The sequence below is a fragment of the Sporolactobacillus sp. CQH2019 genome, assembly GCF_028765345.1.
In the GTDB taxonomy this organism is placed as follows: domain Bacteria; phylum Bacillota; class Bacilli; order Bacillales; family Sporolactobacillaceae; genus Sporolactobacillus.
In genome coordinates this window covers 1-17,770 of sequence record NZ_JARAJZ010000008.1, presented here as the reverse complement: position 1 = coordinate 17,770, position 17,770 = coordinate 1, and the positions used below count along the sequence as shown (strand labels likewise).

The window sequence follows — 17,770 nt, the reverse complement described above, 5'->3', positions numbered from 1 at the left end:
TTACCATCCCCCTTTCTGCTGAAGAATGGATAAAGCCGCATCGGAAGTAATAACACCGTTCTTCACGAGATTGGCCATTCTATTTTCAATTGCTGAATTATCAGGATCGGTAATGGTGGATGTATCCATCGTCACGGTTTCATTAGGAAAATCACAAAGTTTGTCTGTAATCTCGGAAGTAAGGGCATTCATATATCGGCTTAAGCATGAAGCATAATAAACTAAAATTTGTTGAATATTCGAATGCTCCGATTCCATTTGCAGTAAATCTGTTGGAACGCCGAATGCCTTGCAGACCTGCTGCCGGGTCCAGTCTGTTCCTTTGAGTAATTCCAAAACATTGGGATCAATTGAAACGGATTTATAAGAGGTCAGGGGATCCAGAATCATAGGACGGCCGGCATTGGTTCCGGTATTGGCTTCTTCAAAGTCTCTTCGAATATTTTCTTTTTCAGATTTTCCAGGAAGCCCTTTGTTAAGTGTTAATATTCCGGATGGATTCACTGATTTCATCAATGACGTTAACGTTAGCTTGTTGGATTGTTTTTCAATTTGATTTTCATCAGCAAGGGCCATTAAAGGACTCACGCCCATAACCATCAGCTGAGTGGTAATATTGGTGGGCATAAGCCGAAAATGAAGCATATCTTTTGAAGAAACCTTCATCTGTGGCCGGTCATCGAAAAAATTAATCTGATAAATTAATTCCTGTGAGTCATCTGTCATCAGGACGTTTGTTTCCATATTGATAAGCAATTCAAGTTTTGTTGCCCGTAGTGTCACAGGATCACGCCAGATTAAAACAAAGCTGTTCCCATTTAAGCAAAGGTTACATAAGACTGTCTGCCAGAATGTATAGGGTGAAAACAAATCGTTAGGGTGCCTGGAAAGAAGGTAACTGAGATTACTGTCCGGAACGTTGATTTTAAAGTTGGCAGAAGCAACATCCGAAGCAATCAGATTTACGACTGAATAAATATCTGAATTCAGAACTGCTTCACTAGCATTAACGCCGGACTGAACCGGCTGAAGCTGACCATTAACCAATGCTAGTTGAATGTTATTAGCCCCGTTGCCAAGATTCAGGTTACGCTCCTCTGTTCGTTTTCTTGATTTAAAAAACAAGGCTCAGTTAACCTCCTCCCTTACCGTCATCCTTTGGGTTAAGTAAAAGTGCAATAATGATTAAAACAATGGATAGAGTAAATAATCCTGCTATTCTATTAACCATGAACATAGAAAACACAAATAGACCTAAACCCAAAATAAATAAGATTGTATGAATATTATTAATAATAAAGTCATTTATTTTATTCAGATTCATGTTTTTATTAATATCCTCTCTGTATATATATAGCGGGAAAATCAAAATTTTGATAAAAAAAGAGCACTGGTAACTTGTATCAGTGCTTAATAGAAACCTAGATAGAAATTAGGGAGGTATGAAAATGTCATCAAATTTTCAAGCAGGGAAGGAAAAAAGAGGTGAATCAAAAAACCTTTACCCTGTATTCTCTTACATACTTATTAAAAGGGAAGATCAATAATTTATGATTAAAAAAAATAGTTATTTATGCTTGTCAAAATATTCTTGGCTGACTTTCAATTGATGTTTTAGAATTTCTTTCCACATTCCTTTGCCATACTCTTTGTAGCTTCTTGATATTTTTGTATAATCATACGTTCCGTCTTCATTTAACTTTCTGTAAAACCAGTGATCTCCGCCCTTGTATAATTTCCATCCATTCTTATCACAAAATCTCTTGTGATCACGGGTATTGCACATCAGTATACTTTAAAAGATTTTCAACGTCATTAATAATTAATGCTTTCATTACAAGGGGGAGTTGTGGTCTAAGGTTTGGAGCGCGATAATTTGAATCAAACTCATTAAAATAGTCTTTTGACCAGTCAATAAAACTCGTTAAATAATTTTTAATTGCTTCTTTTTCTGTCTTTCCAGACTCAACAATCCATATGTCATCAATGGTTGCAATATATTCCTGTGCTTCTTTATCGTGCTCAATATTAATTTCAAAACGGTATTTTTCAAGTAAATCCTTAGCAACATGCAAATTCATCATAAGAAATATATCATTTGATTTATGATTTCTCTGAACAAATTTTGGTGACTTATAAATAACAGCATCAATAAAAGTTGACCATTGATCACGGACATCACTTGATTTTTGAACTATTGCTGCCGGCATTTTTTTCTCCACTCCTTCCACCTCCTTATTATAACACATTCGTACGAACTGTACGTATCGTACGTACAATATTTATATTATGGTGAAAGTTGATTTATGATATACATAAAAAAGCATCTAAGAAAAATCTTAGGTTGATATGTTCAAAAAGAATATTCATTATTAAAGAAATTATTCCATTGTTCGTTGGTCCAGTTAGGCAGTCCATTGTCATCTTCATTGTCTGAATCAAAATAATAAATGGCCCGTGAAAAAGCATCCATAACAGCGTCCGCTGCGTCAATTTTATTATTGTTATGACTCTTATCTAATTTAATTCCATTATTATCTTCTTTAACAATGGCATTCATAAAATTAGATTGTAATATTTTATTATCCGAATGAACGATCTGTTTATTGATTAGTTTTTCTCTGAACTCACGAGTCGGTGTGTTCAAAGAATAGGTCCCCTGACGAACGGCAATCATGGCCCAGTCCTGATGCTTATCGACTTTGGCTAAAAAGGAATTAAAATTCCAGCTATCATAGCAAACGGAAATAACATTCAATTGATGATCGTTAATAAAATTTACAAGCCATTCGTAAACATAGTCGATATCAATAATGCCTGAAGACAGCTGACTTATGGAACACTGCCCTTGCTCTTCCAATTTCCTATAAGGAATTTCGTCCGTTTTTTCCCTTGCTTCAATTCCCCCGCGAGTAGCGATGAAGGAATGTGAGTCAATATACCAGCAGAGATTGCCTTCATTTTTAAAGGGAAAAACAAAAGCTAAAGCCGTGCTGTCATTGGATTTAGACAGGTCAACGCCAATATAAACGGATCGGCCTGTTACATCAAAGTCTGTTTCCAGAGTGTCATTCCACTCATCAATGTTCAGGTAGCTTCCGGATTCTTCTTTACTTCTCCATATATTCATATTTTTAACAAAGACAGAATTAATGGTGCCCTGCTTCAGGGCTATATCCCGATCCTGTTCGATTCTTTCTGTCAATATTTCCTTCTTTTGGGGCATACACATTAGCGGGTTACTTTTTATCCAGGTTTCGGGATAGCTGATCTCTTTTTCATCGTCCTGTTCCCAACAGAGGAATAAAATACGATCCAGTGCCGGATTATCTTTTTCAAGCATTTCAGAAAACAGAGTATAATCTTCATACATCGGGTAGTTTGTATGAAACCCTGCTGTTGAAATAGAGATTAATTGGGCGTCCGGATTCTGGATCATTCCGGATTGAAGCGAATTAATAACACTTCGGTCTTTCATTTCGTGCAGTTCATCAACGACCGCAACAGAAGCATGAATACCGTCCAGTGTACTGGCTTCAGAAGCATAGGCTTTAATCCAGTTGTTATTGCTGTCTCTAATTTCAGTCGATAAAACATCAATTTTTTTCTTTAAAAATGAACTCTTGGCCCTCAGCTTGTTTAAAATCGTCTGAGAATATCGGAAGGAAATACTGGCCTGTTTCATTGCCTTAGCAACAATAACAATCTGTTTGTTGTATTTTGGTTCACCAAAAAGGAGTTCGTATACACAAATATAACTAGCAAGGGCAGTTTTACTGTTGGTTCTCGCCATGGAAATTAAGGCTTTATTGAATCGTACATGATCGCCTTTTCTAGTCCGCCAGCCAAAAAGCATGGACAGGATGAACACCTGGAAGGGTGCGGGCTTTAAAATCTTCCCTGTATTCACGTCCGGCATCATGGAAACAAACTCATTTATTTTCTGTGCTTGCTTCATCGAATAATAAAACGGGTAATTTTTACCTTCTGCTTTTTTCAAATCGTTTAAATGCCGTTTGCAAGCGAGTCTTATTTTTTTACAAGCCAGAAGTTCCCCGCTAACAACATCCTGAGCATATCCTGTAGCAGTGTCAACCATCTTCCATCATCTTCTTGAACGGATCTTCATCTTCGTCGGAATGATCCGGAAGCATTAACCGCATACGACTGTCAAAAGTTAGCCCAATCAGGGCTGCGGATTTCCGCATTTGCTGGCCGGAATCAGAAAGAACGGCATAAGCCGGATTTTTTCTATTTCCTGTTGTAATTCCATTCTTTTTAATCTCTTTAGCGGCTCTTATCCAACAATCGTAAAATTCGCACATTTGTTCCAGCGTTGTCTGATCGAGCTGTTTAATAGACTTCAACGTTTTAAGCTGCGGAACAATCAATTTCCATAGTTTTTTCCCATAAATCGGAAGATAAACAGGCGGTTTTTCAGGTAAATCGTTCAGTTTTTGTAACTCGTCCTCTGCTTTTTCTCGGGCTTCCCGTTCTTCAGTTCCGATATGGCTTTTTACCCGTTCTAATGGCTTAAGTCTTCGCCCACCTCCATTGTTGCTTCCTAAACTTGCTGGCATTCTAATTCACGTCTTTCTTTAATTCGCTTATTAGCCACATCAAAATAATGTTCATCGAGTTCAAAACCAATAAAGTTACGTTTTGTATTGATAGCCGCTATAGCTGTTGTTCCTGAACCTATACAGCTATCCAAGACTAAGTCTCCTGGATTCGTATAAGTCTTTATCAAATATTCAAACAGTTTTACCGGCTTCTGTGTCGGATGCAGTCCTCGTTCTTTGTTAAACCTGATAATAGATCTTGGGTATCGCGTGCCATTATTTAATTTTTTTATCTTTGGAACTTTCCCGGTGACTTCTCCGCTGGTTCCTTTTCCGCTACTAATATAAGGCTTTCCCACAGTCATCTGCGGATTATAAACAGGAAGATGTTTATAAAAAACACAGACATCCTCATGCACTTTTAACGGCTGTTTCTTTGCATTTAAAAAATTGACGCCCTGATCTTTTTCCCAAACCCATGTATAACGGAACATTCTTTTATTTGAGTAAATAAGCTCGGTCGTAAATGGTTGGGAAGCCGTCAAAACAATGGCTCCATCGGGTTTAATTAGCCGATTATACTGACTCCACAGTTTATCAAAAGGAATAACTGTATCCCAGCGGCAGCCAGTTATGCCATAGGGTAAATCCGATAAAATCATATCAACGGAATGATCATCTATCATTGGCATTCCGCGTAAACAGTCCATATTATAAATTTTGTTTCGTTCAAACACTGTATGTCACCCATAAATTGTAAAAAACACTTAGAAAACAGAAAAAACTCAACAGTTACCTCCCGGCTACACGTTCCCCAGAAATAGAAAATAAGGCGGGGGTAAAAAAATAAACAAATATCGCTGTTTTTTTAGGTTTTCTGCAACTTTTTCTATTTTTTTTAACAAAACTTCATTCACTATATTTATAGCGGAAACATCAAAATTTCAACCACCGTCACATTGGAGGTGGTTCATAAATTATTTTTAAAATTTTAGAAATTTTATTTTCAGATTTTCAGAATTTGGAATTTAGATTTTCAAATTTCATTTTGTTTTTCATTTTGATATGATAATGTAACGTTCTTTATTAAACAATCATTCACATTAATTAAGTTATTGTTATTATCAACGATATATTAATGTGTCTCACTGCTATCATATTCTGCTGTTTGCATTTGTATCATTCAGTTCTTCCTTTTCATTAATAACAATCAAACAAATCAATAAACAAAACTCATATAAAGAACAATGATTAATGAATGTGCTTATCACAATCCTATTTAACTGTATATAAACAGACAATAGTAAATACATTCATCAATCTATTAAATCTAATCTGTTTGACTAAACAATTAAACTTAATCATGTTTTGAACAAATCATCTGATTTTATTATCATTCAAATATTAACCGATAAAATTTCATTGCCGCTTATATAAAACTTATGCCTTGCTTTTTGTTGCCCTTGTTTTTCTTGCCGTCAATTTTTTAACCAGCTGTTTTTTAGTCGGCTTATTTTTAAAGTATTCCGCTAATGTTTCAAGCCTTACATTTTCATCAGGTATCAGAATATTATCCACTTTGTGGATCTGTCCATACGCTGAAATATATAGACCGTAAGTTGTTAACTGCTCATAGAGATCTGATAATTCTTCTTCTGTATACTGACGATCAATGGATATTCCGTCCGTAAAATAAATGAATATCATTATTTTATCTTCCATTATTTTCACGCTTCCTTTTCTTTTGTTCTTCTACGGTTTTCAGTGAATGACATCCAGGACATAAACTTTGCAGGTTATCCATATTCCAGAATAGATCCGGACGCTCGACAGCCGGAATGATATGATCGACATGTTTGGCCGGTTTAACATAGCCGTTCTTCAAACATTGCTGGCATAAGTAATGATCTCTGATTAAAACAGCCAATCGGGTTTTCTTCCACGCAGCAATGTGATAGTTGGCCGTCAGCGGATTCTTCTCATAACGTGTTTTATTATATTTTTTTTCATACCCACCTCTACGCTTCTGTGCCTTTAATTCAGCGGGTTTTTGATGTTTCGAACAATAACGCTGATCGATGGGGATTAATTTATGACACGTGCTCCAGGCACAAACTTTCATCTGTTTCATGCGCTAAAATCTTCTTTAAATGTTCATATTCTTCGTATAATGAATTGACAAATAAATAATCAGGCTTTCCGTTATGCCCGAAGTTTTCTAATTGATAGCGAACACGAGTATAAGCATCGGAAGCCATGTTATTAATCAAATCATTGTCCAAATGACTCATAATCAAATCCGAAAATCTGGAATCTGTGTAATCAGGGTCAGACTCAAGATAATGAATCAGTTTCTTCAATAACAGATAATTTTCAAGTTTTTTCTTGTATTGAACGGAAAAAACCCGGACATCGACATGCTTTCTTTTTTCATTCATGATCTTGCCGATATTTTTAATTCGCTGATTCAATTGACGGGTTGAATAACCATAAAATTTCTTTGTTTCCTGTTCACCGTTAAGAAGCAGAAACATGGCAAAAGTAGCTGTATTTTTTCGAAGTGTTTTAAAACAAAAATCAGAAACGTATTCATAGTCTACATTCAAATAATGATTGTCTGGCTGCGTCATATATTCTTCATCGAATTTAACGGTTTGAAGTTTGTAATTGTAACCGTGTTTATTTAAACAATGGTCATCAATGAATGCTATTTCACGCAGCGCAGAATTATATGAATTATAAACTGTATAATTGATGAAATTTCGATGATTGCTATTGTTTTTATTAACAATAATATTTTTTAATTGATCAAGGGTGCAGCATGATTTCTTCTGATATTTGGTTACTAACTTAAATAAAAAGGGTGACATCGTGCCTTCCGCGTCAGAATAGCTTATGTTACGAATAAAGCATAGTTTTTTAACGAGCAGCTTCCATATACCCAGATTCATGATTTCTCTATAAATGTCTTCAAAATTCAACTTCATCAAATCCTTAAAATGCAGCCCGCTATTAGGATTGGCCGCTAATATCCGGCTGGTGTTCACATTTATAATTCAATTCTTTAAGATCTTTTTTATCTTTTTCAATGTCTGTCTTTAATTCTCTTATATCTGTTTCAAGTTTTTCTATTAAGTTTTCATTATCATTATTCATATGTTCATTCTTCCTTCAATAATTCTTGCTTAAAAACAGTAACAGTTAACAATATCCGTCCTATTGATTTTTATTTTATGAATAAACAAATTTATTTTTAAAATTTTCCTTAATTTTTTTACTTACATAATCGACCTGTTGTTTCGTGTATTTCGAATCCACATAAGCATATTTTTTCATGCCGTCGTGATGTGAGATAGATTGAATTAACAAATGAAAAATTTCCTTTTCTTTCTGGTTTCCTAATTGACTATCAATTGAATGAATGATTTTATGCATTTCTATATTATCCAGAGACAATTTCTCTACATCATCAGAAAAATTATTATCCGGAATTTCATTCCATAGATTTTCTGAACCTTCATCATTTACAATAATGTCAGGGTGAATTTCATTGTTGTGATGGTCCATCTTACGATGCCCGGATAATCGAATAGACTTTCGATGAAGAACCCGGTGTAGCGACTTTTTAAAGACGACATCAAATCCCTTTTCGTCATCCTTGAAAAAATAACGGCGATAACAGTCGAACAAAACGTCCATTCCGATCTGATTCAAATCATCGAAAGTAATAGCATAGTCATTCGTCATGCAGCTGCAGGAAAAATTGTAATAACGCCTTGCACACCAAAAAATATAATGCTTATATTTAGCATAAAGATTATTAAATTCATCTTCATTCATATTAATACCCTCTTTATATTAAAAGATATTTTTTTATATTCAGGAGTATATATATGTAACGGCCCGTTTAACGGACCACGGAATCAGGTCATCCTTCTTCAATTTCCTTAAGATCTTGACTGACTTTATTTAAAAAGTAAATTTGACCTTTTCCGGTAATGGCCGGAGTAAATGATGTCCCTGTACGTCCATCCCGTCTTTCAAATTTCTTCATTCGATAAGTCATTAAGCCTAACTTCATAGATTTTCTGGAAGGTTTATTGTGATTCTGGCCTCTCTTCAACAGATAATGGCCGTCTCTTAATAAACGGAACAGGTTGTTCTGGTTAATGTCGAAGTCTTCAAATGTCGAAGTCAGTAAATCAGCTAACTCTTTCACAGAAATTTCATCTTTCTGCATACGCATTTCTTCCATAATCTTTAATTCGGGTATTTGCAATTCGAGTTCTTTTTCTTCTTTTTCAGCCTTCCTGCGCATGACATGTTCAACCCTCTTTTTTGTTCTTTCAGATTCAATCTGTTTATTTTTTATGGTTAACAATAATTTCTGATTTTCTATTACATCATTCTGATCGGCTGCTAATCTCAGAGCTTCGGAAAACGTCTGAGGAACAGGAAACTTTTTATGCTCTTCGCGTAATTCAAAATATCCATCAAGCAATTGATCGTACAATTCCCATGACTTATCATCACCAAAAATTTTAATCAGTTTAGCATATCCTCGCTCAGAAAGCAGATAGATATTTTTGCTTATTGCAACATCTCTCTTAGTAAAGCCTAACTTTTCAAACGGTAAATCAAATTGACCGTTCTTTAAGTCAATAACATCAACACCATTTTTAAATCTTTTCCTGTTCATGTTAATAGTTTGATTTGTTTGTTTTAGCGTTTTTCCATGAATCTCAGCAATCTGTTTTGCCAGCATCGACTTTTTATCTTCACCGAATCCACCGATAATATTCGGAATTTCAACTCCTGCTACTGTGGAAGTTCCACTAATTACTAAATCGTTTTTCATTTTTATTTCACCCTTTTTATTTTTTTCTCTTATCTTTTCTTACCTTATTTGACTAGCCTTATATATTTTGGCCTTCTCTTATATTCCTTCACGGGGACTGAACGGCCGTTTTCATCAATCATAAACTTCTGACCATTGACGCCCTCATGAATCTCAATAGGTTTCAATTCCTTTCCTTCTTTTTCAGCCCATTGCTCGATAAGTCCTTGTCCAGTTTTCTTCCTTAAAGAATCAGAAAGAGCCATCATGGCATCCACCATAAAATTATCAATGTCAGGATTTTCATATTTCATTAAAAATTCATCAATATGTTCTGACGATATTGGTTTATCCTGCGGAAGGGATTTAACATACTCCATCGTTGAAAAATAATCACGAATGCAAAACTTCGATCCGTTAAACTTCTTGGTCACAGGAAATAAATTCATGAATTCTTTGGGTGTAAAAACGGAAAGTTCGTTTATTATATCTCCATCTGCGTGTACCAAATCATTAGGATCGTCATAAAGCACTTCAGCATAATCTTCATAATCGGTTGTGCTGTGTTTCTTTACTTCAAATAGCACCGTTCGACGAGCAAAGTCAGCATAGAATTCATCTGTATCTTCACCTTGTCTTTTTTCAAAATCACTCAATAATCTTTCTTCTGCTTTCTGCAAATTCATAAATGTAAATTCCAATTTAACAGCTTCCTTTCACCTTTTTTATTTTTTGGAACCAATAAACAATGTAGGAATTAACAAGCGATTATTTTATATTTTTGCTATCCGTTTAACAGATAACGATCTGATGTTACCGCTGTTTCATTCATCCGTTATTTCCTCCTTTTTTTGAGCTTACATATATAAAGAGAAGACCGAGACTGTTCTCTGTGTTGAAAATCTGAATCATTTTTTTAACTAACACTCTCTTCCATTTATCATCTATTCAATCTTTCTATCAATTCCAAAAGCCATTATAGGCCACTTCAGAAAACGTTTCAACTATTAAAAATCCTATTACAATAGGTATTATAATAGATAATTTACCTTGCAATATATTTATTGCCCATTTTTTATATAATATTTGTTCTAAATAAATTGATAGGTTATTTATTATTGATAAAATAAAAAATTATAGTGAATCAGCAGCTACGCACGTTCTGAAGGGTACTGTCTTTAGTCCGGACCCATTGTTATTCCCAGCTGCTGTATACCCGTATACTGCAGGCATCTTGCTATAAGGAGGTGCGAAAATTCTACCCCCCCCCTTTATGGATGTCGGCACTGCCTATCCCCCTTCAAAGATGCAGGAAATAACTACAACCACGACCGGTCTTTGCGACTGACAATATGTCAGTAACAAATGGACCCCGGATACAATGTACACACCTTCATTTAATATAGATAACAGGCGTGGCACGGTCTTTAAAGTAATCTTGGACGCCCAATTCTACTTTTAATTTCTTAGTCAGGCGAACCCGCTTGTAGCCACGCTTAATTAAATATGGCCTAGCCTGCTTCATTTCCCTGCTAGCCTGCGACTGGGTACATGCCTTTTCTTTCATCAGCTGATCCGTAACAGTCCGTTCAATAGCCACATGAAACTCATCTAAGTTCTGATCAATCAATATTTGGATGGCTGCCAGATAGCCCTTCGACTTTAAGGAAACAGTTCTTGCAACATCTTTGCGCTGAATAAATACCTGACTGGAAGGCAGTAAACCGTCCATATGAAAGAGCGCTTCTTTGGTTATAGCCGTTCTACAGATTCCATGATCCCGAAGTTTTTGACATTTAGCCTCGATCCTATCCAATGTCCGATCATCAATCCGGCACAGCTCATAGCAGTTTGCATGACGGGCATACTGTTTGGCCTGCATTCTACTTAACAGCCATCCAGGGATATGCCGATCGTTTAATTGCCTGATCAGTCCTACATAGGAAAGCAGAACCAAAAGGCTGCTCGCCCGTTTATGCTTATTTGCATCTCCGTATAAATCGGCAGCTAGAGTTCGGCTGCTCATGAAAAACAGATGACTTATTTTATTTTCTTTCATCCAAACACTGGATCCGTGCTTTTCAAACAGTTCAAAGATACGGTTTATATCCGTTAGAATCGGATTAAAATAATGATAACTATCAGGATATTCTTCCTTGAATCGCTTTCCGTTCATTGTCCTCAGAAGCCTCTGAACAGCCTGTATCTGATCCTTAAAACCATCCGTTATTCGGGAACCCGTTAACCATGAAAGTTTCTCCAGCGATTCACCAAGCGTCAATCCGGACAGTTTAGCGAACACTTCCATATTGTTACCTGTAAAGAAACAGCTTTCGGAAAAGCAGTGATATTTGTAAATTCCTTCATCTACATAAACATTGGCGCTTGGATGGCTTTCTTCATGAAAGATATCTATAAAAAACCTTTGATTTAACGGAAGCCCGTACAACTTTCTCATACTTAAATGCACGAAGGACTGGCTAAAACTTTCTTCCGTACAGCTTTCAGGTAAATTCAAATCCTTCCATGCTTTCTTTAATTCATCCCATTTATGAAACCGGATTAAGTCGGTCACATTCGAAACGAATGGTTTTAGGGCTTCGCCCTGGCTTCCCTTTCGGTCAGCACTGTTGATTCTAACTTGTTCATTTTGAAGTGTTTCAGGATAACTGTTAAACGGGTTTTTACTGTTTAAAATGTCCTGTTTTCCTTGATGTAATGGGATTCTTTGAACATTTGTCATGACTGTTGGCAACCCTAATCCCATATAATACTGAAATATGGGTAACCAACTGTTATTTTTAACGTTTAGGAAGTTCCCGAAGTTAATGACATGGACGTGTTTACCACCGAAGAATAAGCGAGTCGGATCTTGTGTCACTGTATCGGCATGATAGTATTGAGTAAGTTTTTCACAGATGGTTTGAAATTCGTTTAAATCTGTAATCGTTTTGTCTAAGTGAAAGATAATCCGATAACGGTTCCAGTGTTCAGTTGAAGAGAAAGTTTCATAGATGAAGGCAGCATAAGTTTGTGTGAAGGGATCTGCCAGGACTTTTGATAAAGGTAGATAGCGATCTCCTGTGAATTGAATTTTCTTTCCGTTGACCTTGTGTCCGTTGTCGATGTCAATCATCAGTAGCTGAGTGGATTCAAAGTTAGCCTGTTCCCGATGTGAATGAGTCAGTGTACAGGGAACAACAGTTTTTCCGCATTCGCCTATCTGAAAGGCCAGTTCATCCATTGACAACGTGACGGGATGGCGAATGATTTGTTTGGAGATTTTCCCTGTTTCGTTAGCATTGGGTTTCGTCCTCCGGTGTTCAGGTGATAAATAAACGTTAACGCTTGAATAAAGGTCTTTTTCTGCTAAAGCCAAAACAAAACTTCTTTCCTGCTTGAAATTTTTAATGACATAAGAGAATATCCGGATCGGTTGATCGTTGTTTTATCCTCTCTTTTTTTTGAGCTTACATATATAAAGAGAAGACCGAGACTGTTCTCTGTGTTGAAAATTTAAGAAAGAGCTTAGGGCTGAAAAGGACCTAACCTATGAATAAATTTAACAAGTCTTTCAAACTGACTGGTGGCCTGCTGGGACTTCCGTTAAATCAATACGCCGACAGATCGGCTCCCATAGCCTCTAGTTCATCAGCAAACACAGCATGGGCTACTCCTTTGCACGTTGCTGTCCAGTACGCGAGTTTATTCTTAATCCGTTTAATCTTCATCTGACCCACCATCTGTTCCAAAGCGTGAACCGCAGCGGTTTCATAGTGACATTTCTCAATGTTGGCCTTCCAGAATTGTTTGTGTGCGATTCTATAAAGCCGGTTGATAGATTGTACCCTTATCGGAAAATAGCGCTTATACGCCCTTCTGAAGCCTTCAGGGATAGAGTCAGGAATTTCACCTATTGAATCAGATATTTGATCAGCCTGACGATCTTTACTAGAATCTTTGAATAATTCTTTGGGTAATGCATAGGTAGAAACAGTTTTACCGCCTTCTGCCACCGTCTGTTCGGCGTTTTCAGGGATGCCAGTATGAAAGTAAGGAGAATAATAGGTTTGAAAATAGGGGTGCTGAGAGAAGAAAAGAACGGCCTTTCCGGGAAGGTTGAAATGACCCAACCGGCGATGGGCAATATAGATAATCTGATGTTTTCTTAGATACCTGACAGCCGTTCTAACGGTTGCAGGGGTAATGTCATATGCGGCTGCAAGATAGTTAGCAGAGGAGTAAACAAAGCCCTTTTCGGCACTCAGGAAAACGATAAACGAAAGCATGTCACGGGTTCCCTGCTTCAGACGAAACCACTTATCCCCGTAAGAATTTTGAATGATGTTCATGAGCTGATTTTTATAGGATTGTTTTTCATTCTTTTTCGTGTAGAGATCCGGGAAGCTCATCAATTTTTTAAATGTAGAATGTTCGACGATTGTTCGTGTTTTCATGTTTGTACGCCCCTTAAATCAATTTTTTGGGCATACTCAAATAAGCCTAAAGGTTGACAAATTCTTTTCCGAATGTTAGACTACGGTTACTTTAGGAATAACCGTATTTATTTGAGCATGCGGGATCACCTATTTGTGGTAGGTGGTCTTTTTCATTGTCTGAAATTTTAAAATGAGTGTTCTTTAAACAGTTTCAATAGATCGTTCACGGCATCATCCTTGCTGTAATGCTCGTCCGCTGCCAGAGAATGAGCGATAGACAGGCACTGGTTCAGCATTTCCGCCCTTTCAATCATGTCTTCCAGTTCATTGATTGAAATGGATCGGTCGTCAAACGGATAGATCTTTTTTAAATCGTCCGGTTCAGCGTTCATGATTTTTCCTTTCAAAATTTATTTCAATAGCTTTGCCTTCTGTTTCTCAAATTCATCTTGAGTAATTGCCCCTTCATCCAGTAACTTTTTAAACTTGAGAATTTCATCAGCCGGATTCATTGAAAAACCGGGTGCTTCAGGCTTTGAAATTTTACTGTTGATGTATTCCATAGCTTGATTGAAATTTATTTTCATTTTCCCCTTGTGAAAAACGATGCAGTTTCTAGCAGCGTTGGGCCAGTTTGCTTTTTCATGTACACCAGCCGTTACAAGTTCAAGATGTCCCCAGAAGATTCCGGTGGTTGCATTAACCGCATCCAGTCGGTTCAATTGAATTTTGAATAGGCTTGTCTGAAAAATATTTCCTGTCCAGAATCCCTTTTTAACGATGTAAGCCTTTTTGTCCGTCACAATCAGCCATTCTTTGAAGACGCCGCGAGATAAAAATTTAATCTGTTCTCCGGATTCAACATACTTTTCAACGTGTTTCAATTTTTTTGACATGAATGTCAGTCCTTTCTTTTTAAATTCATCAGCGGGCTGCTGGCTACGGCTTTGTCCAGAATCTGGCTATCCTGCAACGAGCGACTGTACGGCAAGGAATTCAGTTCAGCATCCGTGATCAAAACCTCTTCTCAATATTTTTCAGTGGGCTGAACTCGTCATGATGTTTGCGTATATCGTCCGAAAATAAATGTACATAGGTTTTAGCCATCTCAAGATTTGAATGTCCCATAATATTCTGAAGATCAAAAATACCGGCTCCATTCATCACGGAAAGGCGGGCGAAAGTATGCCGGAATGTATGCGGGCTGCATCGTACCTGATCCGCTATACCGGCTTGGTTACCGTATTCGGTAATTTTATGTTGGTAATCACTCCTAGCCATCCGTTTTCCGACCATAGAAACAAACAGCGCATTTTCTCCGGTCACGTCTCCCCGAATACGGATATAAACTTTAAGCTGCTTAATCATGCGGTCTGTAATGGGAATAAGCCGTTCCCTGAACCCTTTTGTATTTCTGACATGCAGGCGTTTATCCGTCCATAAGATGTCTGTTACGTCCGTTCCGTACAGCTCGGAAAGCCTGATTCCGGTATCTAGGAGCAGCATCATAAAGGTATAGTCCCTTAAGCCCGAAAACATAGATAGGTCAGGCTGACGCATTAAAGCGTTAATTTGAGAGTCGGTAAAAGATTGAATGACTTCCTGCCTGTTCTTCAAGAGCCTGATCCCGTCATAAGGATTAAATTTAATTTTCTTGTCGGCATACAGAAAGTTGAAGAAGGCCCGGACCGCTCGGAGCCGGTCATTAATCGTAGTGATTTTCAGACCTTTTTTCTTCATAGGGAGGATAAAATTTTCACGAATCATATCTCGGGTAATTAAACTGGGTGAGGTTTCAAGTTTCTGTTCACGAAGAGCCCTGTACAGATAAGAAATTTCTCTGCGGTAATAGTCTACTGTAAAGGGTCTGAGGTTACGGATCTCACAATCCATGAGGAATAAATGTAGGGCTTGCTGGAAGCTGATAATATCCGGTTCCTGAGTAGCAGAGGAAACAACCTGCATTTCTTGTTCCGATAAAACATTCTTACGTTTCGTCAAAGATATTCACCCCTTTGTCGGTGTGGCAGAATTGGTAGACGCGCACGACTTTTTATTTAGAGGCTATATACTTGAAGACGACCTTATCCCGAAAGATTGTTTCCATAAATAATAAAAAAGGCTTCCTGAACAATCAGGAAACCTTGTTATTAAAGGGAAAAGTAATACCGGTGGTCGGGGTCGAACCGACACTCCTTGCGGAACACGATTTTGAGTCGTGCGCGTCTGCCAATTCCGCCACACCGGCACAGAAAAAAGTCAAAAAAATAAAATGGAGGCGACACCCGGAATCGAACCGGGGATAAGGGTTTTGCAGACCCGTGCCTTACCGCTTGGCTATGCCGCCTTATATGATTGGAGCGGAAGACGGGATTCGAACCCGCGACCCCCACCATGGCAAGGTGATGTTCTACCACTGAACTACTTCCGCATTATTACTGGCCCAGCTGGATTCGAACCAGCGCATGACGGCACCAAAAACCGTTGCCTTACCGCTTGGCTATGGGCCAATTTTATGGGGCGGTTAGTGGGGATCGAACCCACGCATGCCGGAACCACAATCCGGTGTGTTAACCACTTCACCATAACCGCCATAACAAAAAAGCAAACAGGGGTAGTAGGAATTGAACCCACACTAGAGGTTTTGGAGACCTCTGTTCTACCTTTAAACTATACCCCTACATTATGTAATGGAGGGAGAAGGATTCGAACCTTCGAACCCATAGGGAACGGATTTACAGTCCGTCGCGTTTAGCCTCTTCGCTATCCCTCCATATTTTATATGTCAAGGATAAATAACAGCATAGAAAAATGGTGCCGGTCAGAGGACTTGAACCCCCAACCTACTGATTACAAGTCAGTTGCTCTACCAATTGAGCTAGACCGGCACACTATAATGGTGGCTCGGGGCGGAATCGAACCACCGACACAAGGATTTTCAGTCCTCTGCTCTACCGACTGAGCTATCGAGCCATAAAACAAATTGATTGACAATCATCCCATATGTCCTTAGCACATATAAATAAAACAGCCTTTTCATTTTCAAGTATTAGATATCAAACATATTAAATAAAAAATANTCATCCCATATGTCCTTAGCACATATAAATAAAACAGCCTTTTCATTTTCAAGTATTAGATATCAAACATATTAAATAAAAAATAAATGGCGGATCCGAGCGGACTTGAACCGCCGATCTCCTGCGTGACAGGCAGGCATGTTAACCACTACACCACGGATCCATTGGTTGCGGGGGCAGGATTTGAACCTGCGGCCTTCGGGTTATGAGCCCGACGAGCTACCGGACTGCTCCACCCCGCGACAACAATAAAAACCAAGAATTGGTGGAGGATATAGGGTTCGAACCTATGACCCTCTGCTTGTAAGGCAGACGCTCTCCCAGCTGAGCTAATCCTCCATAACAACAGTGTTGTTTAGAAACACCATTATATTTTATTATATGAAAAACAAAAAATCAAGAAAAATTTGGTGACCCGTGCGGGATTCGAACCCACGAACCCACCGTGAAAGGGTGGTGTCTTAACCACTTGACGAACGGGCCATTGAATAAAAATGAAAACATTATTTATTAAAAATAATGGCGGAGAGCGAGGGATTCGAACCCTCGAGACGGCCTTAACCGTCTACACGATTTCCAATCGTGCTCCTTCGGCCTCTCGGACAGCTCTCCAGCAAGCTTCTCAGCAAAAACTCCGCGAGCATGCCGCAACAATAAAAGCCGCTGCTGACTGATCGGTTCATACATTGCATTGAAGCCCAGTAATTTATTTCAATATCAATTAAATATTGCCTGGCAGCGACCTACTCTCACGGGGGGACAGCCCCCCACTACCATCGGCGCCGAAGAGCTTAACGACCGTGTTCGGGATGGGAACGGGTGGATCCTCTTCGCTCTGACCGCCAGACGTGC

17 protein-coding genes, 14 tRNA genes and 1 rRNA gene are annotated in these 17,770 nt (G+C 38.1%); all 32 read right to left on the bottom strand.

Translation table 11 applies throughout. The features are described 5' to 3' along the window. Positions 1-1,125 (bottom strand): phage portal protein, encoded by a 1,125-nt coding sequence (locus OYT88_RS12350; RefSeq protein ID WP_274400391.1) that lies wholly within the window; start codon positions 1,123-1,125, stop codon positions 1-3. Between the two features lie 644 nt (positions 1,126-1,769). Beyond that, on the bottom strand, positions 1,770-2,222 hold the full coding sequence (locus tag OYT88_RS12345; RefSeq protein ID WP_274400390.1) for a RelB antitoxin-like protein: 453 nt from the start codon (positions 2,220-2,222) through the stop codon (positions 1,770-1,772). 131 nt (positions 2,223-2,353) lie between these two features. Continuing rightward, positions 2,354-3,919 carry a terminase large subunit gene (locus OYT88_RS12340; RefSeq protein WP_274400681.1) on the bottom strand — a complete coding sequence of 522 codons (1,566 nt, stop codon included), beginning with the start codon at positions 3,917-3,919 and terminating at the stop codon, positions 2,354-2,356. A gap of 172 nt (positions 3,920-4,091) precedes the next feature. After that, on the bottom strand, positions 4,092-4,580 hold the full coding sequence (locus tag OYT88_RS12335; protein ID WP_274400389.1) for a phage terminase small subunit P27 family: 489 nt from the start codon (positions 4,578-4,580) through the stop codon (positions 4,092-4,094). After that, a complete protein-coding gene (locus OYT88_RS12330) occupies positions 4,565-5,272 on the bottom strand; it encodes a DNA-methyltransferase (RefSeq protein ID WP_274400680.1) in 708 nt (235 codons plus the stop codon). The genes OYT88_RS12335 and OYT88_RS12330 overlap by 16 nt, the downstream gene beginning before the upstream one ends. Positions 5,273-6,002: 730 nt before the next feature. Further along, positions 6,003-6,284 carry a hypothetical protein gene (locus OYT88_RS12325; RefSeq protein WP_274400388.1) on the bottom strand — a complete coding sequence of 94 codons (282 nt, stop codon included), beginning with the start codon at positions 6,282-6,284 and terminating at the stop codon, positions 6,003-6,005. Beyond that, a complete protein-coding gene (locus OYT88_RS12320) occupies positions 6,274-6,693 on the bottom strand; it encodes an HNH endonuclease (RefSeq protein ID WP_274400386.1) in 420 nt (139 codons plus the stop codon). The genes OYT88_RS12325 and OYT88_RS12320 overlap by 11 nt, the downstream gene beginning before the upstream one ends. Next, positions 6,653-7,543, bottom strand: coding sequence for a hypothetical protein (locus tag OYT88_RS12315; protein ID WP_274400385.1), 891 nt, complete (start codon positions 7,541-7,543; stop codon positions 6,653-6,655). Before OYT88_RS12315 ends, OYT88_RS12320 begins: the two co-directional genes overlap by 41 nt. Positions 7,544-7,574: 31 nt before the next feature. Beyond that, on the bottom strand, positions 7,575-7,718 hold the full coding sequence (locus OYT88_RS12310; protein WP_274400384.1) for a hypothetical protein: 144 nt from the start codon (positions 7,716-7,718) through the stop codon (positions 7,575-7,577). 75 nt (positions 7,719-7,793) lie between these two features. Further along, entirely contained in the window at positions 7,794-8,402 is a 609-nt protein-coding gene (locus OYT88_RS12305; protein ID WP_274400383.1) for a hypothetical protein, read from the bottom strand. Between the two features lie 88 nt (positions 8,403-8,490). Beyond that, the gene (locus OYT88_RS12300; protein WP_274400381.1) at positions 8,491-9,420 is read right to left on the bottom strand and encodes a phage antirepressor KilAC domain-containing protein; all 930 of its coding nucleotides are present in this window, start codon (positions 9,418-9,420) and stop codon (positions 8,491-8,493) included. Positions 9,421-9,464: 44 nt separating this feature from the next. After that, a complete protein-coding gene (locus OYT88_RS12295; RefSeq protein WP_274400379.1) occupies positions 9,465-10,100 on the bottom strand; it encodes a hypothetical protein in 636 nt (211 codons plus the stop codon). 692 nt (positions 10,101-10,792) lie between these two features. Then, entirely contained in the window at positions 10,793-12,778 is a 1,986-nt protein-coding gene (locus OYT88_RS12290) for a hypothetical protein (protein WP_274400378.1), read from the bottom strand. A gap of 232 nt (positions 12,779-13,010) precedes the next feature. Further along, positions 13,011-13,856, bottom strand: coding sequence for a hypothetical protein (locus OYT88_RS12285; protein WP_274400377.1), 846 nt, complete (start codon positions 13,854-13,856; stop codon positions 13,011-13,013). 167 nt (positions 13,857-14,023) lie between these two features. Continuing rightward, on the bottom strand, positions 14,024-14,230 hold the full coding sequence (locus OYT88_RS12280; protein WP_274400375.1) for a hypothetical protein: 207 nt from the start codon (positions 14,228-14,230) through the stop codon (positions 14,024-14,026). 18 nt (positions 14,231-14,248) lie between these two features. Continuing rightward, positions 14,249-14,641: an SHOCT domain-containing protein gene (locus tag OYT88_RS12275; protein ID WP_274400374.1), complete on the bottom strand. Its 393-nt coding sequence runs from the start codon at positions 14,639-14,641 to the stop codon at positions 14,249-14,251. A gap of 211 nt (positions 14,642-14,852) precedes the next feature. Further along, complete coding sequence (locus tag OYT88_RS12270) at positions 14,853-15,839, bottom strand: tyrosine-type recombinase/integrase (protein ID WP_274400373.1); 987 nt, start codon at positions 15,837-15,839, stop codon at positions 14,853-14,855. 165 nt (positions 15,840-16,004) lie between these two features. After that, a tRNA-Leu gene (locus OYT88_RS12265) sits at positions 16,005-16,086 on the bottom strand. 25 nt (positions 16,087-16,111) lie between these two features. Then, positions 16,112-16,185, bottom strand: a tRNA-Cys gene (locus tag OYT88_RS12260). A gap of 9 nt (positions 16,186-16,194) precedes the next feature. Then, positions 16,195-16,269: transfer RNA gene (locus OYT88_RS12255), tRNA-Gly, on the bottom strand. A 7-nt stretch (positions 16,270-16,276) separates the two neighbouring features. Beyond that, positions 16,277-16,348, bottom strand: a tRNA-Gln gene (locus OYT88_RS12250). Positions 16,349-16,354: 6 nt separating this feature from the next. Then, positions 16,355-16,430, bottom strand: a tRNA-His gene (locus tag OYT88_RS12245). A gap of 17 nt (positions 16,431-16,447) precedes the next feature. After that, positions 16,448-16,518: transfer RNA gene (locus OYT88_RS12240), tRNA-Trp, on the bottom strand. 11 nt (positions 16,519-16,529) lie between these two features. Then, positions 16,530-16,611 (bottom strand) — tRNA-Tyr (locus OYT88_RS12235). Positions 16,612-16,650: 39 nt separating this feature from the next. Beyond that, positions 16,651-16,726: transfer RNA gene (locus OYT88_RS12230), tRNA-Thr, on the bottom strand. A gap of 9 nt (positions 16,727-16,735) precedes the next feature. Next, positions 16,736-16,811 (bottom strand) — tRNA-Phe (locus tag OYT88_RS12225). A gap of 194 nt (positions 16,812-17,005) precedes the next feature. Then, positions 17,006-17,081, bottom strand: a tRNA-Asp gene (locus tag OYT88_RS12220). 2 nt (positions 17,082-17,083) lie between these two features. Next, positions 17,084-17,160 (bottom strand) — tRNA-Met (locus tag OYT88_RS12215). 21 nt (positions 17,161-17,181) lie between these two features. Further along, positions 17,182-17,257 (bottom strand) — tRNA-Val (locus OYT88_RS12210). A gap of 69 nt (positions 17,258-17,326) precedes the next feature. After that, a tRNA-Glu gene (locus tag OYT88_RS12205) sits at positions 17,327-17,401 on the bottom strand. A gap of 37 nt (positions 17,402-17,438) precedes the next feature. Further along, a tRNA-Ser gene (locus OYT88_RS12200) sits at positions 17,439-17,530 on the bottom strand. Positions 17,531-17,648: 118 nt separating this feature from the next. Then, positions 17,649-17,765: ribosomal RNA gene (gene rrf, locus OYT88_RS12195) — 5S ribosomal RNA — on the bottom strand. Between the last annotated feature and the right edge of the window lie 5 nt (positions 17,766-17,770).

Coding starts and splice junctions, on each gene's coding strand:
- OYT88_RS12340 (WP_274400681.1), bottom strand. CDS start 3,919: ATGCCGGACGTGAATACAGGGAAGATTTTAAAGCCCGCACCCTTCCAG.
- OYT88_RS12335 (WP_274400389.1), bottom strand. CDS start 4,580: ATGCCAGCAAGTTTAGGAAGCAACAATGGAGGTGGGCGAAGACTTAAG.
- OYT88_RS12330 (WP_274400680.1), bottom strand. CDS start 5,272: ATGGACTGTTTACGCGGAATGCCAATGATAGATGATCATTCCGTTGAT.
- OYT88_RS12325 (WP_274400388.1), bottom strand. CDS start 6,284: ATGGAAGATAAAATAATGATATTCATTTATTTTACGGACGGAATATCC.
- OYT88_RS12320 (WP_274400386.1), bottom strand. CDS start 6,693: ATGAAACAGATGAAAGTTTGTGCCTGGAGCACGTGTCATAAATTAATC.
- OYT88_RS12310 (WP_274400384.1), bottom strand. CDS start 7,718: ATGAATAATGATAATGAAAACTTAATAGAAAAACTTGAAACAGATATA.
- OYT88_RS12305 (WP_274400383.1), bottom strand. CDS start 8,402: ATGAATGAAGATGAATTTAATAATCTTTATGCTAAATATAAGCATTAT.
- OYT88_RS12300 (WP_274400381.1), bottom strand. CDS start 9,420: ATGAAAAACGATTTAGTAATTAGTGGAACTTCCACAGTAGCAGGAGTT.
- OYT88_RS12285 (WP_274400377.1), bottom strand. CDS start 13,856: ATGAAAACACGAACAATCGTCGAACATTCTACATTTAAAAAATTGATG.
- OYT88_RS12280 (WP_274400375.1), bottom strand. CDS start 14,230: ATGAACGCTGAACCGGACGATTTAAAAAAGATCTATCCGTTTGACGAC.